Source organism: Pseudomonas sp. REB1044, assembly GCF_038813925.1.
Classification (GTDB): domain Bacteria; phylum Pseudomonadota; class Gammaproteobacteria; order Pseudomonadales; family Pseudomonadaceae; genus Aquipseudomonas; species Aquipseudomonas boreofloridensis.
In genome coordinates this window covers 359,625-383,164 of the sequence record NZ_CP046139.1, presented here as the reverse complement: position 1 = coordinate 383,164, position 23,540 = coordinate 359,625, and the positions used below count along the sequence as shown (strand labels likewise).

At 64.6% G+C, this 23,540-nt stretch carries 16 protein-coding genes, 1 tRNA gene and 4 pseudogenes; 12 read left to right on the top strand and 9 right to left on the bottom strand.

Going from position 1 to position 23,540, the window contains the following annotated elements:
* Positions 1-261: 261 nt before the first annotated feature.
* Complete coding sequence (locus GKC70_RS01730) at positions 262-1,638, bottom strand: L-serine ammonia-lyase (protein ID WP_342650266.1); 1,377 nt, start codon at positions 1,636-1,638, stop codon at positions 262-264.
* 441 nt (positions 1,639-2,079) lie between these two features.
* Between GKC70_RS01730 and choX the strand changes: the two genes are divergently transcribed.
* The 3 genes from choX (at position 2,080) to choV (ending at position 5,161) form a co-directional block, all read left to right on the top strand.
* Entirely contained in the window at positions 2,080-3,027 is a 948-nt protein-coding gene (gene choX / locus GKC70_RS01725) for a choline ABC transporter substrate-binding protein (protein WP_342650265.1), read from the top strand.
* Positions 3,028-3,137: 110 nt separating this feature from the next.
* A complete protein-coding gene (gene choW / locus GKC70_RS01720) occupies positions 3,138-3,986 on the top strand; it encodes a choline ABC transporter permease subunit (protein ID WP_209435542.1) in 849 nt (282 codons plus the stop codon).
* Positions 3,983-5,161 (top strand): choline ABC transporter ATP-binding protein, encoded by a 1,179-nt coding sequence (gene choV, locus GKC70_RS01715; RefSeq protein ID WP_342650264.1) that lies wholly within the window; start codon positions 3,983-3,985, stop codon positions 5,159-5,161. Before choW ends, choV begins: the two co-directional genes overlap by 4 nt.
* An 87-nt stretch (positions 5,162-5,248) precedes the next feature.
* On the opposite strand, the pseudogene hisF reads toward choV, so the two are convergent.
* The 5 genes and pseudogenes from hisF to GKC70_RS01690 form a co-directional block, all read right to left on the bottom strand.
* Positions 5,249-6,018, bottom strand: a pseudogene (gene hisF, locus GKC70_RS01710) (imidazole glycerol phosphate synthase subunit HisF).
* Between the two features lie 111 nt (positions 6,019-6,129).
* Positions 6,130-6,860 (bottom strand): annotated as a pseudogene (gene hisA / locus GKC70_RS01705) (1-(5-phosphoribosyl)-5-[(5-phosphoribosylamino)methylideneamino]imidazole-4-carboxamide isomerase).
* A 113-nt stretch (positions 6,861-6,973) separates the two neighbouring features.
* Positions 6,974-7,612, bottom strand: a complete 639-nt coding sequence (gene hisH / locus GKC70_RS01700) for an imidazole glycerol phosphate synthase subunit HisH (protein WP_342650263.1) — start codon at positions 7,610-7,612, stop codon at positions 6,974-6,976.
* Entirely contained in the window at positions 7,612-8,205 is a 594-nt protein-coding gene (gene hisB / locus GKC70_RS01695; RefSeq protein ID WP_039581346.1) for an imidazoleglycerol-phosphate dehydratase HisB, read from the bottom strand. The genes hisH and hisB overlap by 1 nt, the downstream gene beginning before the upstream one ends.
* A 198-nt stretch (positions 8,206-8,403) precedes the next feature.
* Positions 8,404-10,053, bottom strand: coding sequence for an OFA family MFS transporter (locus GKC70_RS01690; protein WP_039581349.1), 1,650 nt, complete (start codon positions 10,051-10,053; stop codon positions 8,404-8,406).
* Positions 10,054-10,446: 393 nt separating this feature from the next.
* Between GKC70_RS01690 and GKC70_RS01685 the strand changes: the two genes are divergently transcribed.
* The 5 genes from GKC70_RS01685 (at position 10,447) to ppk2 (ending at position 15,378) form a co-directional block, all read left to right on the top strand.
* Positions 10,447-12,693, top strand: a complete 2,247-nt coding sequence (locus tag GKC70_RS01685) for an AsmA family protein (RefSeq protein WP_342650262.1) — start codon at positions 10,447-10,449, stop codon at positions 12,691-12,693.
* On the top strand, positions 12,690-13,757 hold the full coding sequence (mutY, locus tag GKC70_RS01680) for an A/G-specific adenine glycosylase (RefSeq protein ID WP_039581355.1): 1,068 nt from the start codon (positions 12,690-12,692) through the stop codon (positions 13,755-13,757). Before GKC70_RS01685 ends, mutY begins: the two co-directional genes overlap by 4 nt.
* Positions 13,754-14,026, top strand: coding sequence for an oxidative damage protection protein (locus GKC70_RS01675; protein ID WP_342650261.1), 273 nt, complete (start codon positions 13,754-13,756; stop codon positions 14,024-14,026). Before mutY ends, GKC70_RS01675 begins: the two co-directional genes overlap by 4 nt.
* Before the next feature lie 122 nt (positions 14,027-14,148).
* Positions 14,149-14,224: transfer RNA gene (locus GKC70_RS01670), tRNA-Phe, on the top strand.
* A gap of 170 nt (positions 14,225-14,394) precedes the next feature.
* Entirely contained in the window at positions 14,395-15,378 is a 984-nt protein-coding gene (gene ppk2 / locus GKC70_RS01665; RefSeq protein WP_342650260.1) for a polyphosphate kinase 2, read from the top strand.
* A gap of 57 nt (positions 15,379-15,435) precedes the next feature.
* On the opposite strand, the gene GKC70_RS01660 is transcribed toward ppk2, so the two are convergent.
* The 3 genes from GKC70_RS01660 to GKC70_RS01650 form a co-directional block, all read right to left on the bottom strand.
* Positions 15,436-15,633 carry a hypothetical protein gene (locus GKC70_RS01660; RefSeq protein WP_029612828.1) on the bottom strand — a complete coding sequence of 66 codons (198 nt, stop codon included), beginning with the start codon at positions 15,631-15,633 and terminating at the stop codon, positions 15,436-15,438.
* A gap of 182 nt (positions 15,634-15,815) precedes the next feature.
* Entirely contained in the window at positions 15,816-16,922 is a 1,107-nt protein-coding gene (gene aguA, locus GKC70_RS01655; protein WP_342650259.1) for an agmatine deiminase, read from the bottom strand.
* 124 nt (positions 16,923-17,046) lie between these two features.
* Complete coding sequence (locus tag GKC70_RS01650; RefSeq protein ID WP_342650258.1) at positions 17,047-19,971, bottom strand: aminotransferase; 2,925 nt, start codon at positions 19,969-19,971, stop codon at positions 17,047-17,049.
* A 190-nt stretch (positions 19,972-20,161) separates the two neighbouring features.
* On the opposite strand from GKC70_RS01650, the gene rfbB reads away from it, so the two are divergent.
* The 4 genes and pseudogenes from rfbB (at position 20,162) to rfbD (ending at position 23,513) form a co-directional block, all read left to right on the top strand.
* Positions 20,162-21,244, top strand: coding sequence for a dTDP-glucose 4,6-dehydratase (gene rfbB, locus GKC70_RS01645; protein WP_342650257.1), 1,083 nt, complete (start codon positions 20,162-20,164; stop codon positions 21,242-21,244).
* A pseudogene (gene rfbA, locus GKC70_RS01640) lies at positions 21,241-22,115 on the top strand (glucose-1-phosphate thymidylyltransferase RfbA). The gene rfbB and the pseudogene rfbA overlap by 4 nt, the downstream one beginning before the upstream one ends.
* Positions 22,112-22,656, top strand: a pseudogene (gene rfbC, locus GKC70_RS01635) (dTDP-4-dehydrorhamnose 3,5-epimerase). The pseudogenes rfbA and rfbC overlap by 4 nt, the downstream one beginning before the upstream one ends.
* Positions 22,653-23,513 (top strand): dTDP-4-dehydrorhamnose reductase, encoded by an 861-nt coding sequence (rfbD, locus tag GKC70_RS01630; protein WP_342650256.1) that lies wholly within the window; start codon positions 22,653-22,655, stop codon positions 23,511-23,513. The pseudogene rfbC and the gene rfbD overlap by 4 nt, the downstream one beginning before the upstream one ends.
* Positions 23,514-23,540 lie beyond the last annotated feature (27 nt).

Genomic DNA, 23,540 nt, shown 5'->3' with positions numbered 1-23,540 from the left:
AAAAAACCTAAAAACGACGTTGCCGTGCGTCTTGTAGGGCCTTTCTGTAAGAGGTGGTCATAGAACGCAAAGCAGCGCGCCAGCGCCTCTGCGTGTAACGGCTGAGCAATTCGGTAGCACTTGTGGGAAGGTTGCTCAGAAGCGACATCCATGATGTGTCACCGACAATGACACGCTCGATAGCGACAGCCGACGGTCGGTCGGCGTTGGCCGCTGCACAACGATGCAGCACAGCGGCCAGAAAAGGGCCAGATCGGCGCATCAGCACTCGACGGCGTTGACGGCCAGACCGCCGCGCGAGGTTTCCTTGTACTTGTCGTGCATGTCGGCGCCGGTGTCGCGCATGGTGCGGATCACGTGATCGAGGGAGATGAAGTGCTCGCCGTCACCGCGCAGGGCCATCTGCACGGCGTTGATGGCTTTCACCGCCGCGATGGCGTTGCGCTCGATGCAGGGCACCTGGACCAGACCGCCGACCGGGTCGCAGGTCAGCCCGAGGTTGTGCTCCAGGGCGATCTCGGCGGCGTTCTCCAATTGCGCCGGGGTGGCGCCGAGCACGTCGGCAAGCCCGGCGGCGGCCATGGCGCACGCCGAACCGACCTCGCCCTGGCAGCCCACTTCGGCGCCGGAGATCGAGGCGTTCTTCTTGCACAGGATGCCCACCGCCGCCGCCCCCAGGAAGAAGTCCACCACGTTGGACTCGTCCACCGCGTCGGAGAAGCGCATGTAGTAGTGCAGCACCGCCGGAATGATGCCTGCCGCACCGTTGGTCGGCGCGGTGACCATCCGCCCTCCGGCGGCATTTTCTTCATTGACCGCCAGGGCGAACAGGTTGACCCACTCCATGGCGCTCATGGTCGAGCCGATCACGTTGGGCTTGCCGATCTCTTGCAGACTGCGGTGCAGCTTGGCCGCACGGCGCCGCACGTTGAGCCCACCGGGCAGCGTGCCTTCGTACTTCAGGCCGTTGTTCACGCATTCCTGCATGGCTTGCCACAGCTTGAGCAGACCGGCGCGAATCTCCGCCTCGCTGCGCCAGACCTTTTCGTTCTCCATCATTAATTGCGACACGCGCATGTCGTTTTGCTTGCACAGCCGGAGCAGCTCGGCGGCGCTATTGAAATCGTAGGGCAGCACGGTCTGGTCGGCATCCAGCACGCCACTGGCGGCCTGCTGCGCATCGACCACGAAGCCGCCGCCGATCGAGTAGTAGGTATCGCGGTGCAGTTCACCGGCGGTGCCCTCGGCGACCAGGGTCATGGCGTTGGGGTGATACGGCAGGTTCTCGTCGAGCAGCAGCATGTCGCGGGCCCAGACGAAGTCGATGGGCAGGCGGTTGTCCAGCAGCAGCGTGCCGGTTTCGCGCAGGTCGGCGATACGCGGGGTGATCTGGGTCGGGTCGATGGAGTCGGGCCATTCGCCCATCAGCCCCATGATCGTGGCGTTGTCGGTGCCATGGCCGATACCGGTGGCCGACAGCGAGCCGTACAGGCGCACCTCGACGCGCCTCACCTGCTCCAGTTCGCCGCGCTCACGCAGCCCCTGGACGAACAGCGCGGCGGCGCGCATGGGGCCGACGGTATGCGAGCTGGAAGGCCCGACACCGATCTTGAACAGGTCGAACACGCTGATGGCCATTGTCGAATCACCTCTTGATGGGCTTGTTCCTGCGCGCCAGGTGGCGGCGCAGCCAGCTGCTAGGCTGAGGGCGGCGGGTGCCGCGAATGCACGCATGATCGGGGTTTTACCCCAGCCTTCGCCGTCTGCAACCGACCTGATTTTGTCCGGCAGCGCCCTGTAGGGCTGGCCACTGTCTGGCCGCTTTCAGGCGAGCCGATGACTCAATTGCACGGCCTCGGGAGGGAAAAATCCGTAAACGACATTGCCCGTACTGGATGCGACCTGTCCTGCACTGGTTACGACTCCACCAGTAGGCGATTGCCGAACGCTGGTGGATTATCGAAAGCGACTCGTATTGCACGGCCTCGCAACCTGCCCTCTGCAGGCCCGGACGATCAGCCCCCGAGAAAGGGCTGACGTACTGCGCGAACCCGAAGAAAACATCACAGGAGTCCACCCATGAACGCTTCGCCCTCGCTGTTACTGGCCGCGTTGCTCGCAGCCCCGCTGCTGGCCCAGGCCGCCGAACCCGAGCAATGTCAGAGGGTTCGCTTTTCCGACGTCGGCTGGACCGACATCACCGTGACCACCGCCACCACCAGCGCCGTCCTCGAGGCGCTGGGCTACAAGACCCATACCACCATGATCTCGGTACCGGTGACCTACAAGTCGCTGGCCAACGGCAAAGACCTGGACGTGTTTCTCGGCAACTGGATGCCGACCATGGAAAACGACATCAAGGCGTACCGCGACGCCGGTACCGTCGAGACCGTGCGCGCCAACCTGGAGAACGCCAAGTACACCCTGGCCGTGCCGCAGTACCTGTACGACAAGGGCCTGAAGGATTTCAGCGACATCGCCAAGTTCAAGCAGGAACTGGACGGCAAGATCTACGGCATCGAGTCAGGTAACGATGGCAACCGCACCATCGCGAAGATGTTCAACGACAATGCCTTCGGCCTGAGAGATGCCGGTTTCAAGCTGGTCGAGTCCAGCGAAGCTGGCATGCTCAGTCAGGTCGACAGAGCTCAGCGCAAAAGTGAAGCCATCGTCTTCCTCGGCTGGGAACCCCACCCGATGAATACCCGCTTCAAGATGCAGTACCTGACCGGCGGCGATGCCTACTTCGGTCCCGACTTCGGCAAGGCCACCGTCTACACCAACACCCGCAAGGGCTACACCGAGCAGTGCAGCAATGTCGGCCAGTTGCTGAAGAACCTGGTGTTCGATCTCAAGGACGAGAGCACCATGATGGGCTATGTCCTGGACGAAAAGATGAAACCCGACGCCGCCGCCAAGCGCTTCATCAAGGACAACCCTGGCAAGCTGGATGCCTGGCTCGCGGGCGTGACCACCGTGGATGGCAAACCGGGCCTGGAGGCGGCCAAGGCCAAGCTCACGCAATAACAATGAAATACGCAGTAGCAGTAATGGTCGCCAACGGCCATTAGGCACTACCTCGGGACGCCACCGTGACGTCCCGGACTGATTTCAATCTTTGCAGGTGGAAGCTCGCTATCATGCTTATCGATCAGAAAATACCTTTGGGGCAGTACATGGCCTCATTCGTCGAGTGGTTGACCCAACATGGCGCCAACTACTTCGATGCCATCGCCCAAGGGCTGGAGTTCATGATCCATGGCGTCACCAGTACGCTGACCTGGTTCAATCCGCTCGTGCTCATCGCCATTTTCGCCGCCCTGGCGCACCTGATTCAGCGCAAAGTGGCGCTGACCGTGTTCGTCGCGGTGTCGTTCCTGCTGATCCTCAACCTGGGCTACTGGCAGGAAACCATGGAGACCCTCGCCCAGGTCAGTTTCGCCACGGTGGTCTGCGTGGCCATCGGTGTGCCGCTGGGCATCGTCGCCGCGCACAAGCCGATGTTCTACACCGCCATGCGTCCGGTGCTGGACCTGATGCAGACCGTCCCCACCTTCGTCTACCTGATCCCGACCCTGACCCTGTTCGGCCTGGGCGTAGTGCCCGGCCTGATCTCCACCGTGGTCTTCGCCATCGCCGCGCCGATTCGCCTGACCTACCTGGGCATCTGCGACGTACCGCAGGAACTGATGGACGCCGGCAAGGCCTTTGGCTGCTCGCGCCGCCAGTTGCTCACGCGCATCGAACTGCCCCACGCCATGCCCAGCATCGCCGCCGGGGTCACCCAGTGCATCATGCTGTCGCTGTCGATGGTGGTGATCGCCGCGCTGGTCGGCGCCGACGGCCTGGGCAAGCCTGTGGTCAACGCGCTCAACACCGCCGACATCTCGCTCGGCTTCGAAGCGGGCCTGGCGATCGTGCTGCTGGCGATCATGCTCGACCGTATCTGCAAGCAACCGGAACAGCCGGCAAGGAGTGAAGCATGAGCATCATTCGCTTCGAAGATGTCGATGTCATCTTCTCCACCAAGCCGCGCGAAGCGCTGGCGCTGCTCGACGAAGGCAAGACCCGCGAGCAGATCCTCAAACAGACCGGCCTGGTGGTCGGCGTGGAAAAAGCCAACCTGGACATCCAGAAGGGCGAGATCTGCGTGCTGATGGGCCTGTCCGGTTCGGGCAAGTCGAGCCTGCTGCGCTGCATCAACGGCCTGAACACCGTCAGCCGCGGCAAGCTGTTCGTCGAGCACGAAGGCAAGCACATCGACATTGCCCACTGCACCCCGGCGGAACTGAAGATGATGCGCACCAAGCGCATCGCCATGGTGTTCCAGAAGTTCGCCCTGATGCCCTGGCTGACGGTGCGCGAGAACATCAGCTTTGGCCTGGAAATGCAGGGCCGCCCCGAGAAGGAGCGGCGCAAGCTGGTGGACGAGAAACTCGAGCTGGTGGGCCTGACCCAGTGGCGCAACAAGAAGCCCGACGAACTGTCCGGCGGCATGCAGCAGCGCGTGGGTCTGGCCCGGGCACTGGCGATGGATGCCGACATCCTGCTGATGGACGAACCTTTCTCGGCACTCGACCCGCTAATCCGCCAAGGTCTGCAGGATGAACTGCTGGAGTTGCAGCGCAAGCTGAGCAAGACCATCGTCTTCGTCAGCCACGACCTGGACGAGGCGCTGAAACTGGGCAGCCGTATCGCGATCATGAAGGACGGTCGGATCATCCAGTACAGCAAGCCCGAAGAGATCGTGCTCAACCCGGCCGACGAGTACGTGCGCACCTTCGTCGCCCACACCAACCCACTCAACGTGCTGTGCGGCCGCAGCCTAATGCGCAGCGTCAACGACTGCAAGCGGATCAACGGTTCGGTGTGCCTGGACCCCAGCGGCGATTCGTGGCTGGACCTGGGCGAAGGCGGTTCGCTGCAACGTGCACGCCAGGGGCAGAACGGGCTGGACTTGCAGAACTGGGCACCGGGTCAGGACATGGAAAGCCTCGGTCGCAGGCCGACCCTGGTGCATGCCGACATCGGCATGCGCGAGGCGCTGCAGATCCGCTATCACACCGGCAACAAGCTGGTGTTGCAGGAGAACGACAAGGTGGTCGGCATCCTCGGCGACACCGAGCTGTACCACGCATTGCTGGGCAAGAACCACGGTTGAAGCCATCGCGGGGCAAGCCCGCTCCCACCCGCCACTGGGAGCGGGCTTGCCCCGCGATTGGGCCGCCTGGCGGCCCGCTTGACTGAATCAGCGCACCACGATACCGCGCGAAGCCATGTAGGCCTTGGCCTCCGGCACCGTGTACTCGCCGAAGTGGAAGATACTCGCCGCCAGCACCGCGCTGGCATGCCCTTCCAGAATGCCGTCGGCCAAGTGCTGCAGGTTGCCTACACCACCCGACGCGATCACCGGAATGCCCAGCGCATCGCTGATGGCACGGGTCACGCCCAAGTCGAAGCCGTTCTTCATGCCGTCCTGATCCATGCTGGTCAGCAGGATCTCCCCCGCCCCAGCGCTTCCATTTTCTTCGCCCATTCCACGGCATCGAGCCCGGTCGGCTTGCGCCCGCCGTGGGTGAAGATCTCCCAGCGCGGCACTTCGCCGGGGCCCGAGACTTTCTTGGCGTCGATGGCGACGACGATGCATTGCGAGCCGAAGCGATCGGCCGCTTCCCCGACGAACTCCGGGTTGAAGACCGCAGCGGTGTTGATCGACACCTTGTCGGCCCCGGCGTTGAGCAGGTTGCGGATGTCCTGCACGCTGCGCACGCCACCGCCGACGGTCAGGGGGATGAACACCTGGCTGGCCATGCGCTCTACGGTGTGCAGCGTGGTGTCGCGACCATCGACGCTGGCGGTGATGTCGAGGAAGGTGATCTCGTCGGCGCCCTGCTCGTTGTAGCGCCGGGCGATCTCCACCGGATCGCCGGCATCACGGATGTTCTCGAACTTGACGCCCTTGACCACCCGGCCGTTGTCCACGTCCAGGCAAGGGATGATGCGTTTGGCTAAAGCCATGGGTCAGGCTCCTGAGGGCAGATGCAAGCTTCAAGCGGCAAGCTTCAAGCTGCAAGCGGCTCGTATGGCGCTCTCCATCTTGCCGCTTGCCGCTTGCCGCTTGCGGCTCTCTTAGTGGTTGTCGCAGAAGGCCTGGGCCTGGGCGACGTCGAGAGTGCCTTCGTAGATGGCACGGCCGGTGATGGCGCCGATGATGCCGGGGCCTTGGCGTCCAGCAGGGCCTTGATGTCACCCAGGTTGTGGATACCGCCCGAGGCGATCACCGGGATCGAGGTGGCTTCGGCCAGGGCCTTGGTGAAGGGCACGTTGCAGCCCTGCATCATGCCGTCCTTGGCGATGTCGGTGTAGACGATCGCCGAGACGCCGTCGGCCTCGAAACGCTTGGCCAGGTCGATGACCTGCACCGAGCTGACCTCGGCCCAGCCGTCGGTGGCGACGAAGCCGTCCTTGGCATCCAGGCCGACGATGACCTTGCCGGGGAAGGCCTTGCAGGCCTCGGCGACGAACTCGGGCTGCTTGACCGCCTTGGTGCCAATGATCACGTAGCTGACACCGGCCCTGACGTAATGCTCGATGGTTTCCAGCGAACGGATACCGCCGCCGATCTGGATCGGCAGGGTCGGATAACGCTTGGCGATGGCAGTGACCACCTCGCCATTGACCGGCTGGCCTTCGAAGGCGCCGTTGAGGTCGACCAGGTGCAGGCGGCGGCAGCCACCCTCGACCCATTTGGCAGCCATGCTCACCGGGTCATCGGAGAACACCGTGGAGTCTTCCATGCGGCCTTGACGCAGGCGCACGCAGGCACCGTCCTTCAGATCGATAGCGGGGATGATCAGCATGTGTGTTCCTCAAAATTCACAAGCTGCAAGCCTCAAGCGACAAGCTTGCACGCGGTTGTTCGAGCTGCGCGCTCCTGCTGGGCGCTTGCAGCTCGAAGCTTGAAGCTGGGGGTTTACCAGCGCCCGTCCCAGGCCACGAAGTTCTGCAGCAATTGCAGGCCATGGGTGTGGCTTTTTTCCGGGTGGAACTGCACGGCGAAGCGCGAGCCGTCGGCCAGTGCGGCGGCGAAGTCGACGCTGTAATGGCCACGACCGACCACCTGGCCCGGCTTGCCGGCCTGGATGTAGTAGCTGTGCACGAAGTAGAAACGCGCGCGATCCGGCACGTCGTGCCACAGCGGATGGTCGACGCACTGGCTGACTTCGTTCCAGCCCATGTGCGGCACCTTCAGATGCTCGCCGTCTTCCTCCAGGCCCTTGCCGAAGAACCGCACCTGGCCAGGGAACAGGCCGATGCAATCGACGCCTTCGTTTTCCTCACTGTGTTCGAGCAGCGCCTGCATGCCCACGCAGATGCCGAGAAACGGACGGTCCTGGCTGACTTCACGTACCAGGGCGTCGAAGCCCAGGCGGCGGATTTCGGCCATGCAGTCGCGGATTGCGCCCACGCCGGGGAATACCACGCGGTCAGCCTCGCGGATCACCGCCGCGTCGCTGGTGACCAGCACCTTGCCGGCGCCCACGTGCTCGAGGGCCTTGGCCACCGAGTGCAGGTTGCCCATGCCATAGTCGATGACGGCGACGGTCTGCATCACAGGCATCCCTTGGTCGAAGGCATCTGACCGGCCATGCGCTCGTCGAGCGTCACGGCCATGCGCAGGGCGCGGCCGAAGGCCTTGAACACGGTTTCGATCTGGTGGTGGGTGTTGTGCCCGCGGATCGTGTCGATGTGCAGGGTGACCAGCGCGTGGTTGACGAAGCCCTGGAAGAACTCCTGGAACAGGTCCACATCGAAACCGCCGACCGAAGCGCGGGTGAACGGCACGTGCATCTGCAGGCCCGGGCGGCCGGAGAAGTCGATGACCACGCGCGACAGCGCTTCGTCCAGCGGCACGTAGGCATGGCCATAGCGGAAGATGCCCTTCTTGTCGCCGACGGCCTTGGCGAACGCCTGGCCGAGGGTGATGCCGACGTCTTCGACGGTGTGGTGATCGTCGATATGCAGGTCGCCCTTGCATTCGATGTCCAGATCGATCAGCCCGTGCCGGGCGATCTGGTCGAGCATGTGTTCAAGGAAAGGCACGCCGATATCGAATCGGGCCTTGCCGCTGCCATCCAGGTTGATCGAGGCCTTGACCTGGGTTTCCAGGGTATTGCGCTCGACGGAAGCCTTACGTTCGACCATCACCAGCTCCGCAAAATCATTGGGCGAAAAGGGCTGCATTATAGGCCCAGAACGCGCCGGCTTGAAACGCGGATGACGTGTGGCGACGCCGTAAATGCATCGCGGGGCAAGCCCGCCCCCACAGTGCAGAACCTGTGGGAGCGGGCTTGCCCCGCGATAGGGCCATCGCAGCCAGCCATCAGCCGGCCGTCATCGGCCTCAGTGGAACAGCACCGCGGTCTTCTGCAAGGTGACCCACACGCCCCAGGCCAGCGGAATCACCACCACCGCCCAGGCCAGCAGCACCAGCGGCAGGCTGCCCGGCGCGGCGTGCCATTCCAGCGACTTGGCCCCGTCGGCGCCTTTGTCGTGGCTCAGCGCGCGCTCGGCGGCCAGCTCGGCATCGGTCATGAAGTACTTGTCGGCCACCGGACGCACCAGCAGGTTGCAGATGAAGCCCAGCACCAGCAGGCCGGCGAGGATGTACAAGGTCATGTCGTAGGCAGCGGCGCGCGGCACGCCGGCCGCCAACTGCGCCTCACGCAGGTAGGTGATGAGCACCGGGCCGAGCACGCCGGCCGCCGCCCAGGCGGTGAGCAGGCGGCCGTGGATCGCGCCGACCATCTGCGTGCCGAACAGGTCGGCCAGGTAGGCCGGAACGGTCGAGAAACCGCCGCCGTACATCGACAGGATGATGCAGAACGCCGCCACGAATAGCGCGACGTTACCGATGTGGCCCATGTTCGGCACCAGCGTGTACAGGCCCACGCCCAGGGCGAAGAAGGCGAAGTAGGTGTTCTTGCGCCCGATGTAGTCGGAGAACGACGCCCAGAAGAAGCGCCCGCCAATGTTGAACAGGCTCAGCAAGCCGGTGAAGCCCGCGGCGATGGCAGCGATCTGTGCCAGTTGCGCGGCATTGAGCTCACTGAAGCTCAGGTCGTTGCCCAGCAACTTGCCGCCGAACACTTCCTGCAGCAGTGGCGAAGCCATGCCGAGGATGCCGATACCGGCCGACACGTTCAGGCACAGCACCAGCCACACCAGGGCGAACTGCGGGGTTTTCCAGGCCACGCTGACGTGCACGTGACGGTCGGTGACCATGGCGTTGGCTTTCTTCGCCGGCGGCGTCCAGCCCTCGGGTTTCCAGCCGGTCGGCGGCACGCGGTAGGCCAGGGCGCCTGCGGTCATGAACACGAAATAGATGGCCGCCATGGCGATGAAGCTCTGCCACACGCCCACTTCCTGGCCGTTGGCGAAGTGCCCCATCAGCGCCGTGGCCAGCGGTGCACCCACCATCGCGCCGCCGCCGAAGCCCATGATCGCCATGCCGGTGGCCATGCCGCGCTTGTCCGGGAACCACTTAATCAGGGTCGAAACCGGCGAAATGTAGCCCAGGCCCAGGCCGATACCGCCGATCACACCCGACCCCAGCCACATCATCCACAGCTGATGGGTCTTGATGCCGATGGCCGAGATCACCAGGCCGCCACACCAGCACAGCGCCGAGACCAGGCCAGCCTTGCGCGGACCGGCATGTTCCAGCCAGCCGCCCAGCACGGCGGCCGAGCAGCCGAGGAAGACGAAGAACAGGGTGTAGATCCAGCTCAGCATCGAGATCTGCCAGTCGCAGTCGGCGCTGAACAGACGGGCGATGAAGCCCAGGTCGGGCGAGCAGGCCACCGGTGCAGTGATGCCAATGGCTTGCGACAGCGGCAGCCAGAACACCGAGAAGCCGTAGGCCATGCCGATGCACAGGTGGATAGCCAATGCCGCCGGGGGTACCAGCCAGCGGTTGAAGCCCGGGCGGGCGATGATGCGCTCCTTGGACAGGAAGCCTGGCGCCGCCCCTGTCGTGTTGCTGCTTGTCATGGATTCGATCCTTATATGAATTGTCAGTGCTTACGGATCGTTTCCCTGGCGTTTCGCGGCACACAAGGCGAATTACGCGCCGTTTTCGGCATCACTGCCCCGCGACAATCGGTCGCGGACATTCCGGAAGCGGGGCAAGGTTACCAGCATAAAGTGACGGCGAGATCAAACTGACATCATTATTTTTCCTAAATCTGCTCGCCCCGTGATTTCGTGCGCAAGCGTTTGCGTCCGATCAGGCTGGGCAGTCTTCGAACGGAACTGTGTCAGGCGACGCTGTCGAAGCCCTTTCATGGCAAACGCCCCCTATTGCGCGTCAGTTACTCAGAAGCGGCGCGCACGGCGCTATACTCTGGCGCTCGAATTCATCCATCGGACTACAAGGACTCGCCCATGAAAGCGTTCGGCAAAATCCTGGGGCTTGGACTTCTCGGGTTGTTGCTGATCATCGTGGCGCTGGGCTTCGCCCTGACCCACCTCTTCGATCCCAACGACTACAAAGACGAAATCCGCGAGCTGGCCCGCAAGAAGGCCCACGTCGAGCTGACCCTCAACGGTGACATCGGCTGGAGCCTGTTCCCCTGGCTGGGCCTGGAACTGCATGAGGCGAGCATCGCCACGCTGAACAACCCCAAGCAGCCGTTCGCCGACCTGCAGATGCTCGGCTTGTCGGTGCGCGTCCTGCCGCTGCTGCGCCGCGAGGTGCAGATGAGCGACGTGCGCGTCGAAGGCCTGAACCTTACCCTGGTGCGCGACCCGCACGGCCACGGCAACTGGGAGGACATCGGCAAGCCGCTGCCCGAGCAGAACGCCAGCGCCCCGACGGCCCCGGCCGAGCCGAGCGAAGCACCCGCGCCAGCCAAGGGCGATGCCAACGAACGCGCCGTGAAGCTGGACATCGACAGCCTCACCGTGAACAACGCGCGAGTGCAGTTCACCGACGAACAGAGCGGCAGGCGCTATGGCGCCGAAAGCATCCAACTGAGCACCGGTCCCGTGCATGACGGCGTCAGCACACCGATCAAAGCCAGTGCCTTCGTCAGCGCCAGCGAACCGAACATCAAGGTGCGCACCGAGCTGGTCGGCGATCTGCGCTTCGATCGCAAGCTCAAGCGCTATAGCCTCGAAGACATGCGCTTGTCCGGCGAAACCTCGGGCGAGCCGACCGCCGGCAAGACCGTGACCTTCGCCGCCCAGGGCCAGGTACTGGCCGACCTGGGCGCCGACGTCGCCTCCTGGACTGGCCTCAAGGTCTCGGCCAACCAGTTGCGTGCACTCGGCGAGCTGAACCTGCGCGACCTGAGCAGCACCCCGCAGATCAGCGGCGCGCTGTCCATCGCCCAATTCAACCTGCGCACCTTCCTCGACGGCATCGGCCATCCGCTGCCGGCCACCGCCGATGCGAACGCCTTCGCCAAGCTCGAACTGGTCACCCGCCTGGAAGGTTCGCCAACCGCCATCGCCCTGCCAGACCTGGCGGTGAAACTCGATGACAGCAGCTTCACCGGCCGCGTCGCCATCGAAGACTTCGCCAAGCAGGCGCTGCGCGTGCAGCTCAAGGGCGACAAGTTCGACGCCGACCGCTACCTGCCGGCCAAGAGCGAGGAGGCCAAAGGTGCCAAGGCCGCGCGTCAGGCCGAGGTGCAGCAGCAGGAAGCCACGGCAGTCGCCGGGGCCGGCTCCACGCCGCTGCCGAGCGCACCCACCCAAGTGGCCTGGAGCACCGACAAGCTGCTGCCGGTCGATCGCCTGCGTGCCCTGGACCTGCAAGCCGACCTGTCATTCGGCGCCCTGACCCTGGACAAACTGCCGATCACCGACGCTCATCTGCAAGCCTCCGGCCAAGGCGGCCTGCTGACCCTGCAGACCCTGCGCGGCGGCCTGTACAACGGCAACTTCGAGGCCAAGGGCACGGTCGACGTGCGCCCGGCCGTGCCACAACTGGGCGTCAACACGCAGATCACCCGCGTACCGGTCGAGCACTTCATCAAGCGCGACACGCCAGATCAGGCCCCGCCGGTCAAAGGCCTGCTGACCCTGTCCAGCGACCTCACTGCCAGCGGCAACAGCCAGAAAGCGCTGGTCGATACGCTCAATGGCAATGCCAGCTTCACCATCACCGATGGCGTGCTGGTCAACGCCAACCTCGAACAGCAACTGTGCCAGGCCATCGCCACCCTCAACCGCAAGCAGCTCAGCGGCGAGCCACGGGCCAAGGACACGCCGTTCCAGGAGCTGCGCGGCAACTTGGTGGTGCGCAACGGCGTGGCCAGCAACCCGGACCTGAAGGTGCGCATCCCAGGCCTGACCGTCAACGGCCATGGCGACGTGGACCTGCGCGTGCTGGGCATGGACTACGGCATCGGCGTACTGGTCGAGGGCGATCAGCGGGCCATGCCCGACCCGGCCTGCCAGGTCAACGAGCGCTACGTCGGCGTCGAGCTGCCGCTGCGCTGCCGCGGCCCGCTGGAGCTGGGCGCCAAGGCCTGCCGCCTGGACAAGGACGGCCTGGGCAAGGTCGCCGCCAAGCTGGCCGGCAATCGCCTGAAAGACAAGATCGACGAGAAGCTCGATGAAAAGCTCGGCGACAAGGTCAGCCCGGAATTGAAGGACGCGCTCAAGGGGCTGTTCAAACGATGAGCCCCCAGCAGTTCTCCAGCGCCGTGCTGGAGTGGTTCGACCAGCACGGCCGCCACGACCTGCCCTGGCAACAGGGCATCACCCCGTACCGCGTGTGGGTGTCGGAAATCATGTTGCAGCAGACCCAGGTGAGCACGGTGCTCAACTACTTCGACCGCTTCATGCAGGCGCTGCCGACCGTGCAGGCGCTGGCCGAGGCGCCCGAGGACGAAGTGCTGCACCTTTGGACAGGCCTGGGGTACTACACCCGTGCGCGCAACTTGCAGAAGGCGGCGCAGATCGTCGTCGCCGAGCATGCGGGCGAATTCCCGCGCAGCGTCGCCCAGCTCACCGAACTGCCCGGCATCGGCCGCTCCACCGCCGGTGCGATCGCCAGTATCAGCATGGGCCTGCGCGCGCCGATCCTCGACGGCAACGTCAAGCGCGTGCTGGCGCGGTTCACCGCGCAAGGCGGCTATCCCGGCGAGCCAAAGGTCGCCAATGCCCTGTGGATGGCGGCCGAGCGCTTCACGCCGACGACGCGGGTCAACGACTACACCCAGGCGATGATGGACCTGGGTGCCACGCTGTGCACCCGCTCCAAGCCCAGTTGCCTGATCTGCCCGCTGCAGCGCGGCTGCGAAGCGCACCTGCTGGGCGAGGAAAAGCGCTACCCCGAGCCCAAGCCACGCAAAGCCCTGCCCCAGCGCCGGGCGCTGATGCCGCTGCTGACCAACCACGAAGGCGCCATCCTGCTCTACCGCCGCCCCTCCAGCGGCCTGTGGGGCGGTCTGTGGAGCCTGCCGGAGCTGGACAGCCTGGAACAGCTCGACGACCTCGCCTACCAGCACGGCCTGCGCATGACCGAACGCCAGGCGCTGCAAGGCCTGACCCACACCTTCAGCCATTTCCAACTGGCGATCGAGCCCTGGCTGGTCCGCGTAGACTCGCTCGGACCGCACGTGGCCGAGCCCGACTGGCTCTGGTATAACCTCGCCACCCCGCCGCGCCTGGGCCTTGCCGCCCCAGTGAAGAAACTGCTGGCCCGCGCGGCCGACGCATTGATTGCAGGAGAGTCCCGATGACCCGCACCGTGAAGTGCCGCAAGTACAACGAAGAGCTGCCCGGCCTGCCGCGCCCGCCCTACCCGGGCGCCAAGGGCCAGGACATCTACGAACACATCTCGCAGAAGGCCTGGGACGAGTGGCAGAAGCACCAGACCATGCTGATCAACGAGAAGCGCCTGAACATGATGAGCGGCGAGGACCGCAAGTTCCTCCAGGCCGAAATGGACAAGTTCTTCGCCGGCGAGGACTACGCCCAGGCTGAAGGCTACGTGCCACCGAGCGCCTGAGCCCGAGCACCCCCCATGTCTGTACAAAAAACAGGCAACGGCCGTAAGCGACGGAATTAATTTAAAATTTTTTCAAAAAGTCGTTGACGCAAGATCTGAAAACCTTTTTAATTCGCCCCGTCGCCCAGATAGCTCAGTCGGTAGAGCAGAGGATTGAAAATCCTCGTGTCGGCGGTTCGACTCCGTCTCTGGGCACCACCATTAAGCATCGGGTGGTTGCAAAGTTACCCGAAGCGACACAAGAAACCCGCCCAGTGCGGGTTTTTTGTTGCCTGGGATTTGGCTGCCGGGTTTGATCAATGTCAAACCGCCATCCTCCGCATCCCCCTAAGCTACGCCATGGACCCCCGATTCCCGCAAGGATCTCCATGAGCGACGACGCACCTCTTCCACTCCCCGCACCCACCGCCTCTGCGGCGCGCACACCCGCGCGCACTGCTCGCGCCCGCAAGCGCAAGCCCGAAGCGACCATCACCCGCATCAGCCAACAGCCTGCCGCACTAGAAGTGGCCACCGCCCGCAAGGGCAGCAACGAAGACAGCACCAGCGCCCGCCTGCCGGCCAGCTATCCCTACGCCACACGGATGCGCCGCCAGGAGTACGAAAAGGCCAAGCACGCGCTGCAGATCGAGCTGCTCAAGGTACAAAGCTGGGCCAAGGACACCGGCCAGCGCATCGTGGTGTTGTTCGAGGGACGCGACGCGGCCGGCAAAGGCGGCACCATCAAGCGCTTCATGGAACACCTCAACCCACGCGGCGCACGCATCGTGGCGCTGGAAAAGCCTTCGGAACAGGAGAAGGGCCAGTGGTACTTCCAGCGCTACATCCAGCACCTGCCCACCGCCGGGGAAATGGTGTTCTTCGACCGCTCCTGGTACAACCGCGCCGGCGTCGAGCGGGTGATGGACTTCTGCTCGCCGCTGCAATACCTGGAGTTCATGCGCCAGGCCCCCGAACTCGAACGCATGCTGTGCAACAGCGGCATCCTGCTGTTCAAATATTGGTTCTCGGTCAACCGCGAAGAGCAGTTGCGCCGTTTCATCTCGCGCCGTGACGATCCGCTCAAGCATTGGAAGCTGTCGCCCATCGACATCAAGTCGCTGGACAAGTGGGACGACTACACCGCGGCCAAGGAAGCCATGTTCTTCCACACCGACACCGCCGATGCACCCTGGACCGTGATCAAGTCCGACGACAAGAAGCGCGCCCGGCTCAACTGCATCCGCCACTTCCTCCACGCCCTGGACTATCCGGACAAGGACCACAGCGTCGCCCACGCCCCCGACCCGTTGCTGGTCGGGCGAGCGATGCGCGGTTTCGAAGAGGACGAGGCCACGGAACTGGCCGGCTGAAAAACAAACGCCACCGTGTGAACGGTGGCGTTTGCCGTCGCGATACCGGGCTGGCGGTCAGTGCCAGACAGCGGCGAGCGCGTCGAGCTCTGCGTCGCTGAGCAATCCCTGCGGGTATCGCGCATCCAGAAGGCGGCGTGGATCGGTCTTCCTGACCCGGAGGCTTCCATGGTGCTTCAACCACTGCGCCAACACCTTGAGCGATTCGTGATCGATCGCCACGGGGGACATAGCCGACTCACTTGCTGCATTCATTTCGACACGTACTCCCTGGAGGCGTGAGCGGCCAAACTACCGGGTGAATGTTACAGAACGGGGGTGTGGCCCCCTGCCTGAACCATCCGGCTGAATGCGATACAAGAGCTGTGCCAGGGTGTTGATCGATCATCGCGAGCGACGCTCGAATCAGCACCGTCCCTGGCAGGCTAGAGGCCGGCTCAGCGCTTGACCGGCGCCGGCTGCTGCTGGGTCAGACAGTGGATATTGCCGCCGCCCAGCAGTAGCTCACGGCCGGGGATCATCACCACCTCGTGGTCGGGGAACAGCTCGGTGAGGATCGCTCTGGCGCGGGCGTCGGCTGGATCGTCGAAGCTGGGCGCGATGATGCCGCCGTTGACGATCAGGAAGTTCACGTAGGATCCGGCCAGGCGCACCGAGGGATCGCGCGGCTGGCTGCCGGCGACCTGGTCGACGCCGGCGCATTCTTCTTCGGTGGCATAAAGCGGTCCAGGAATGGGCATCTTGTGCACCACGAACTCGCGCCCTTTGGCATCGCGGGTGTTCTTCAGCACCTCGTAGGCGGCGTGGCAACGGGCATGGTTGGGGTCATTGGAATCATCGGTCCAGGCCAGTAACACTTCGCCTGGACGCACGTAACAGCAGAAATTGTCGACGTGGCCGTCGGTCTCGTCGTTGTACAGCCCATCGGGCAACCAGACGATGGTCTGCACCGCCAACTGCTCGCGCAGGACCTCTTCGATCTGCTCGCGGCTCAGGTGCGGGTTGCGGTTGCGATTGAGCAGGCATTCCTCGGTGGTAATCAGCGTGCCCTCGCCATCGACATGGATCGAGCCGCCCTCGAGCACGAAGCCTTCGGTGTAATAGCGCTGGCAACGCTCCATTTCCATGACTTTGGCGGCCAGTTCTTCGTCACGGTTCCACGGCGCGTACAGACCGCCGTCAAAGCCACCCCAGGCGTTGAAGCCCCAGTCGACCCCACGCACTTCGCCATGGTCGTCAATCACGAAGGTCGGGCCGGTGTCGCGCACCCAGGCATCGTCGCTGCTCATTTCCACCACACGGATGTTCGGCAGCTCGAGCTGACGACGGGCGTTGCCGTACTGCCCAGCCGACACCGCCACGGTGACCGGCTCGAAGCGGGCGATGGCCTTGGCCAGGGTCACATGGGCCGCCTGCGCGGGCTTGCCGCCCTGGCGCCAGTTGTCCGGGCGCTCCGGCCACACCATCCACACCTGGGTCTGTGGCGCCCACTCGGCGGGCATGTGGAAACCGTCGGCGCGGGGAGTCGAATCAAGGGTCTTCATGGAAAGCCTCTGCAGAGTTGGGGGGCGAGCCCGGGCCACGAATGGCCGGATGCCGCCCAATTTATCCGATGCAAATCGGTAATTAAAGGGTAATAAAGCCTAAAATAATGAATTAGACGTTTATTTAGCCGATATTAATCGACATGAATTCAGTGAGTTCGCCCAGCACCTGATCCACGCAGTCGACAAAGTAGTCCACGCTGGCGCGCGTGGTGCACATGGGCGGCTTGATCTTGAGGATGTTCAAGTGATCGCCGGTCGGCTGCATGAAGATCCCCAGTTCGCGCAAGCGATCGCACAACAGCAGGGTTTCCTCGGTGGCCGGCTCCAGGGTGTGACGATCGCGGACCAACTCCAGCCCCAGGTAGAACCCCGAGCCATGGGCCGCACCGGCCAGCGGGTGCTTGTCCACCAGCGCTTGCAGGCGCGACTTGAAATGCCGGCCCACCTCGCGGGCGTTGTCCCACAGCCCCTCGTCGCGCATGACATCGAGCACCGCGATGCCGATGCGGCAACTCACCGGGCTGCCACCGGCCGAGGAAAAGAAGTAGCCCTCGGCCTCCAGCGCCTCGGCGATCTCGCGCCGAGTGATCACCGCCCCCAACGGCTGGCCGTTGCCCATGCCCTTGGCCATGGTGATGATGTCCGGCACCACGCCCTGCTCTTCGAAGCCCCAGAAATGCTCGCCCAGACGGCCGTAGCCGACCTGCACTTCATCGGCGATGCACACCCCGCCACGCGCCCGCACCAGGGCGTAGGCCTGGCGCAGGTAATCCGGCGGCAGCGAGATACCCCCGGCATTGCCATACACCGGCTCGCAGATCATCCCCGCCAGTTGGCGCCCTCGCGCGTCCAGGTCGGCCAGCTTGGCCTCGACATCGCGCAAGTAGGCCGCCGCACTGTCGGGCCCGCGAAAACGTCCGCGGAAGGTGTTCGGTGCCTCTACCGGATGCACCCAGTCCGGGCGGGTCTCCAGGGCCTGCGGGTTGTCGGCGATCGAAGTGGAAATCGCGTCGGTGGCCACCGACCAGCCGTGGTAGGCCTCCAGCACACTGAGCAGGTCGCGCCCGCCGCTGTAGGCCCAGGCCAGACGGATCGCCAGGTCGTTGGCCTCGGTGCCGCTGTTGACCAGGAACACCCGGTCGAACCCAGACGGCGCCAACGCCAGCAACCGTTCGGAGAATTCGGCGATGGCCGCGTAGTGGAAGCGCGAGTTGGTGTTGAGCAGCGACCATTGCCGCGCCGACTCGGCAACCATGCGTGGATGACCATGGCCGAGCACGGCCACGTTGTTGAGCATGTCCAGGTACGAGCGAGCCTGCATGTCGATCAGGTAGTTGCGCCAGCCCCGCTCGATGTGCGGCGGCTGGGTGTAGTAATGCTTCTGCGAGCGGGCGAAGCTGGCATCGCGACGGGCCAGCAGGGCCTGGGAGTCGGCCAGCGGTTCGGCGTCGCAGTCGAAACCAAGCAGCGCCGCCGGCGACGGGCACAAGGCCAGCCAGGTGGCCGCCTGCGACGGCCTGGCAAAAAACGGCGGCTGAATGTCGGTATCCAGCGCAAGCTGCACGCCGAGCAGGCCGCAGGTGGAACCGAGCACTTGGCCCTTTTCCACCGACTCGCCGTCCTCGGGCGTGCGCTCCAGCCCGCTCAGCCACAGCCCCCACTGGGCCGTGCTCAGACAGCCGCGCCCATCGCCGGTGCTCAGCCAGATGCCCGCCTGGGGCGCGTGCAGCAGGGTTCCGATGGACAGCTTCAACTCCACGCCCAGGGCACAGGTGGCCGGCTCGTCCGGGCGGTCGATGTGGGTCTGCGACAGGCGATACTGGCCGTACTGGGTGCTGGCCGGCGCGGGCTGGGCGAGCAGCAGACGCTGGTCGAAGCCGGCCTGTTGCCAATTGCCAGCGTCACAGTGCGGGCTGAGCACGCCGAGGTCGAGCAGGCTGACCTTCTCCCGCGCCAGGCTCGGCAGCAGCGGCGCGCAGCCGGCCAGGTCCGGCGTTTGCGGTGCCATGCCTGCCGCATGCAGGATCGCCGCCTCCATCAGCGCGGCAGGCAGGGCGGTGGCGGTGTTGAAGATCTCCCACTCATGGGCGATGTTGTCGCGGATGTACTGGTTGTCGGGGTCGACCGTCAGTTGCTGCTCGCTGCTCAGCACCAGCACCGCCGAACGGTTCAGCAGCAACGGCCACAGGGCGCGCAACTCGGCTTCGCCCAGCGGGTTGACCGCCTGGTAGGCGGCGACCACCGGCAAGATGCGCAGCGGATCGCCAGCGGCATGGTGGAGCATGGCCGCGCAGGTGACGGACAAATCGGCGATGCGCCAGGTGCGCGACAGATCGCCGAAGTCGATCACCCCCCGCGCCTGCCATTGCAGGTGCTCATCCAGCGCCCAGACCACGTTGTCATCGGTGATGTCCAGGTGCACGGCCTGCTTGGGCAACTGCCCGACCAAGGGCGCCAGGCGTCGCTGCGACTGGCTGGCCACTTCAGCGACGCGCTCGCGGTGGGCGCGGTTCTTGATCACCGGCAGCAGGTGCTCGATCAGCACACCGGCATGGCGCGGATCCCACTGCAGGGTACGCTCCAGGCCCGGATGGTCGAATCCGGCCAGGGCCTTGCCGACCTGGGCGCACAAGGCACCCAGTTCAGCCATCAAGCGCTGCGGCAGGTGCGCCACACGCGTCAGCGGCTGGCCGTCGAGGTACTCGAGCACGCGCCCGCGCAGGGCCTGGCCACCGATCTGCAAGGCCAGCAACCGGCTGCCGTCCAACGCCGCACGCACCGCCGGCACCGGCAGGCCGTGTTCGCGCAGGTAGGCCAGTGCCGCATGCTGGGCCTCCAGCTCGACTCGTGCATAACTGCCGTGGCAAAGCTTGAACACGAAACGACCCTGATCGCTGTCCAGCCGGAAATTCACGTCCTGCTGGCTGCCAAGAGGCACCAGCGACCCGTGCAGACCGTAGTAGGCCTGCAGGGCCTGGAGGGCCTGCGTCTCGGAAACCTGGGGGCGTGGCAGGCTGGAGCGGTGGATCAGGGTGTGCAGCGGCATGGTGCGAACCTCGGCCTCGATTTCGCCTATGACGCCACCACCCTCGCCGGGACGCAAGTGGGGCTCGCTGCAGTCTGTCACTGCACGCCCGCAGTACGCGCTATGATGAAGCCTTTGCCGGCCTCGAGACGCTGCCCGACCGGGGCTGCGCCCTACTGGCTTCCACTGATTTCCAGGAAAGTGACACCTTATGCGTATTCTCGTCACAGGCGGTGCTGGTTTCATCGGCTCAGCGCTGATCCGCCACCTGATCGGCCACACCGACCATCAGGTGCTGAACCTCGACAAGCTCACCTACGCCGGCAATCTCGAGTCGCTGCAGCCGATCGCCCAGGACAGCCGCTATGAGTTCGTCCAGGCCGATATCGGCGATCAAGCCGCCGTCAGTGCTACGCTCGAGCGCTTCCAACCCCAGGCAATCATGCACCTGGCCGCCGAGTCCCACGTCGACCGTTCCATCGACGGTCCGGCTGCATTCATCCAGGCCAACATCACCGGCACCTATACGCTGCTCGAGGCCACCCGAGCCTGGTGGAGCGCTCAGCCAGCCGAAGCACGTGCCGCGTTTCGCTTCCATCATATTTCCACCGACGAGGTGTACGGCGACCTGCATGACGAGAACGACCTGTTCCGCGAAACCACGCCCTATGCCCCCAGTTCGCCTTACTCGGCCAGCAAAGCCGCGTCCGACCACCTGGTACGCGCCTGGCACCGCACCTATGGGCTGCCGGTGCTGATCACCAATTGCTCGAACAATTACGGCCCCTACCATTTCCCGGAAAAGCTGATCCCGCTGATGATCCTCAATGCCCTGGCGGGTAAACCACTGCCGGTGTACGGCAACGGCCAGCAGGTGCGCGACTGGCTGTTCGTCGAGGACCATGCCCGAGCGCTGGTCAACGTGGTGACCGCTGGCACGGTGGGCGAGACCTACAACATCGGCGGGCACAACGAGCAGAAGAACCTCGATGTGGTACACGCCATCTGTGCGCTGCTCGACGAGCTTGCGCCACAACGCCCGGACAACATCACCCACTTCGCCGACCTGATCACCTTCGTCCAGGACCGCCCGGGCCATGACCTGCGCTATGCCATCGACGCCAGCAAGATCGAGCGCGAGCTGGGCTGGGTGCCGCAGGAAACCTTCGAATCCGGCCTGCGCAAGACCGTGCAGTGGTACTTGGACAACCTGTCCTGGTGCCAGCATGTGCAGGACGGCAGCTATCAAGGCGAACGCCTCGGCCATTCCGACTTCAAGGACCTGATCGCATGACCAAAGGCATCGTCCTCGCCGGGGGCTCCGGCACTCGCCTGCACCCCATCACCCTGAGCGTGTCCAAGCAACTGCTGCCGATCTACGACAAGCCGATGATCTACTACCCGATCTCGGTGCTGATGCTCGCCGGCATCCGCGACATCCTGCTGATTTCCACCCCCAGGACCTGCCGCAGTACCGCGCGCTGTTCGGCGACGGTAGCCACTTCGGCATCAACCTCAGTTATGCCGAGCAACCGTCGCCGGACGGTCTGGCCCAGGCCTTCCTGATCGGCGAGGCATTCATTGGCAGCGACCCGGTATGCCTGATCCTGGGCGACAACATCTTCCATGGCCAGGGCTTTAGCGAACAGTTGCAGCGGGCCGTCAGCCGCCGGAGCGGGGCGACGGTGTTCGGTTATATGGTCAAGGACCCCGAGCGCTTCGGCGTGGTCGAGTTCGACGAGCAGGGCAAGGCGCTGTCGGTGGAAGAAAAACCTGCCGTGCCACGTTCCAATTACGCCGTCACCGGCCTGTATTTCTACGACAACGACGTCGTCGAGATCGCCAAGGGCGTGCGCCCCTCGGCCCGCGGCGAGCTGGAAATCACCGACATCACCAACGCTTACCTGCAACGCGGCGACCTGCGCGTGGAGCGCTTCGGGCGGGGTTTTGCCTGGCTCGACACCGGTACGCACGACAGCCTGCTGGAAGCCTCGCAGTACGTGCAGACCATCGAACACCGTCAGGGCCTGAAGGTGGCGTGCCTGGAGGAAATCGCCTACCAGAAGGGGTGGATCTGCAGGGAGCGCCTGCTGGCCAAGGCACATGAACTGAAGAAGACCGGCTACGGTCACTACCTGAGCAAGCTGGCTGAAGAAGCACGATGAACGTTATCAGCACCGCCATTCCCGATATTCTGATCATCGAACCGAAGGTATTCGGTGACAGCCGTGGCTTTTTCCTGGAAAGCTACAACGCCCGCGCCTTCGCCGAGCTCACGGGCGTGCAAACCCAATTCGTCCAGGACAACCACTCACGCTCCCAGCGCGGCGTACTGCGCGGCCTGCATTACCAACTGCAGAATCCTCAAGGCAAGCTGGTACGCGTGACCCAGGGCGAAGTGCTGGACGTGGCCGTCGACATCCGTCGCAGCTCGCCCACCTTCGGACACTGGGTCAGCGCCCGGCTGTCGGCCGACAATCAGCACCAGATGTGGGTCCCCCCGGCTTCGCCCATGGTTTTGTGGTGCTGAGCGAGTCGGCGGACTTTCTCTACAAGACCACCGACTACTACAACCCCGCCGCCGAGCGCTGCATCCGCTGGGACGATCCGCAACTGGGCATCGACTGGCAACTGCAGGGTGCCCCGCTGCTCTCGGCCAAGGACCAGGTCGGCCCTTTGCTGAAGGACGCGGAGCTGTTCCCATGAAGATTCTGGTCTGCGGGCACAACGGCCAGCTCGCCCAAGCGTTGCACGGGGCCTTGGCCGGTCTGGGCGAACTGCGCCTGCTGGGTCGCGACCAGCTCGATCTGGCCGATCCCGAAGCGCTGCGCGCGCCGCTGCGTCGGCTGGCACCGGACCTGATCGTCAACGCCGCTGCGCACACGGCGGTGGACCAGGCCGAAAGCGAAGCCGAGCTGGCCTACGCGATAAACGCCGAAGGCCCGCGCGTGCTGGCCGAGGAAGCCGCGCGCCTGAAGGCGCCGCTGATCCACTATTCCACCGACTACGTGTTCGACGGCAGCAAGACCGCCGCCTACACCGAAGCCGACACGCCCAATCCCCTGGGCGTCTACGGGCAGAGCAAACTGGCCGGCGAGCAGGCGATCACCGCCGTGGGCGGCGAACACCTCATCCTGCGCACCAGTTGGGTGTATTCACTGCACGGGCGCAACTTCCTGCTGACCATGCAGCGCCTGCTGCAGGAGCGCGCGCAATTGAAGGTGGTGGACGACCAGATCGGCGCCCCAACCTGGACCGGCACTATCGCCGCCAGCACCCGCGCCTTGATCGAACGCTGGCAGTCCGGTCAGTCCGGCGCCTGGGGCACCTATCACCTCACGGCCCAGGGCGAGACCTCCTGGTTTGGCTTCGCCCAGGCCATCGCCGCGCACCTGCAAGCGCGCGGCCTGCCCTGCGCCGAGTTGCTGCCGATTCCCAGCAGCGAATACCCGACTCCGGCGCGGCGCCCGCTGAATTCGCGGCTGGACTGCTCGCGCCTGGCCCAGCAGTGGTACGTCAGCCAGCCGCATTGGCAGCAGGCGCTGAACGACTGCCTGAACTAGCGCATAATCGCGTCAGATCCTTCTGGC

Coding starts and splice junctions, on each gene's coding strand:
- GKC70_RS01730 (WP_342650266.1), bottom strand. CDS start 1,638: ATGGCCATCAGCGTGTTCGACCTGTTCAAGATCGGTGTCGGGCCTTCC.
- choX (WP_342650265.1), top strand. CDS start 2,080: ATGAACGCTTCGCCCTCGCTGTTACTGGCCGCGTTGCTCGCAGCCCCG.
- choV (WP_342650264.1), top strand. CDS start 3,983: ATGAGCATCATTCGCTTCGAAGATGTCGATGTCATCTTCTCCACCAAG.
- hisH (WP_342650263.1), bottom strand. CDS start 7,612: ATGCAGACCGTCGCCGTCATCGACTATGGCATGGGCAACCTGCACTCG.
- hisB (WP_039581346.1), bottom strand. CDS start 8,205: ATGGTCGAACGTAAGGCTTCCGTCGAGCGCAATACCCTGGAAACCCAG.
- GKC70_RS01690 (WP_039581349.1), bottom strand. CDS start 10,053: ATGACAAGCAGCAACACGACAGGGGCGGCGCCAGGCTTCCTGTCCAAG.
- GKC70_RS01685 (WP_342650262.1), top strand. CDS start 10,447: ATGAAAGCGTTCGGCAAAATCCTGGGGCTTGGACTTCTCGGGTTGTTG.
- mutY (WP_039581355.1), top strand. CDS start 12,690: ATGAGCCCCCAGCAGTTCTCCAGCGCCGTGCTGGAGTGGTTCGACCAG.
- GKC70_RS01675 (WP_342650261.1), top strand. CDS start 13,754: ATGACCCGCACCGTGAAGTGCCGCAAGTACAACGAAGAGCTGCCCGGC.
- ppk2 (WP_342650260.1), top strand. CDS start 14,395: ATGAGCGACGACGCACCTCTTCCACTCCCCGCACCCACCGCCTCTGCG.
- GKC70_RS01660 (WP_029612828.1), bottom strand. CDS start 15,633: ATGAATGCAGCAAGTGAGTCGGCTATGTCCCCCGTGGCGATCGATCAC.
- aguA (WP_342650259.1), bottom strand. CDS start 16,922: ATGAAGACCCTTGATTCGACTCCCCGCGCCGACGGTTTCCACATGCCC.
- GKC70_RS01650 (WP_342650258.1), bottom strand. CDS start 19,971: ATGCCGCTGCACACCCTGATCCACCGCTCCAGCCTGCCACGCCCCCAG.
- rfbB (WP_342650257.1), top strand. CDS start 20,162: ATGCGTATTCTCGTCACAGGCGGTGCTGGTTTCATCGGCTCAGCGCTG.
- rfbD (WP_342650256.1), top strand. CDS start 22,653: ATGAAGATTCTGGTCTGCGGGCACAACGGCCAGCTCGCCCAAGCGTTG.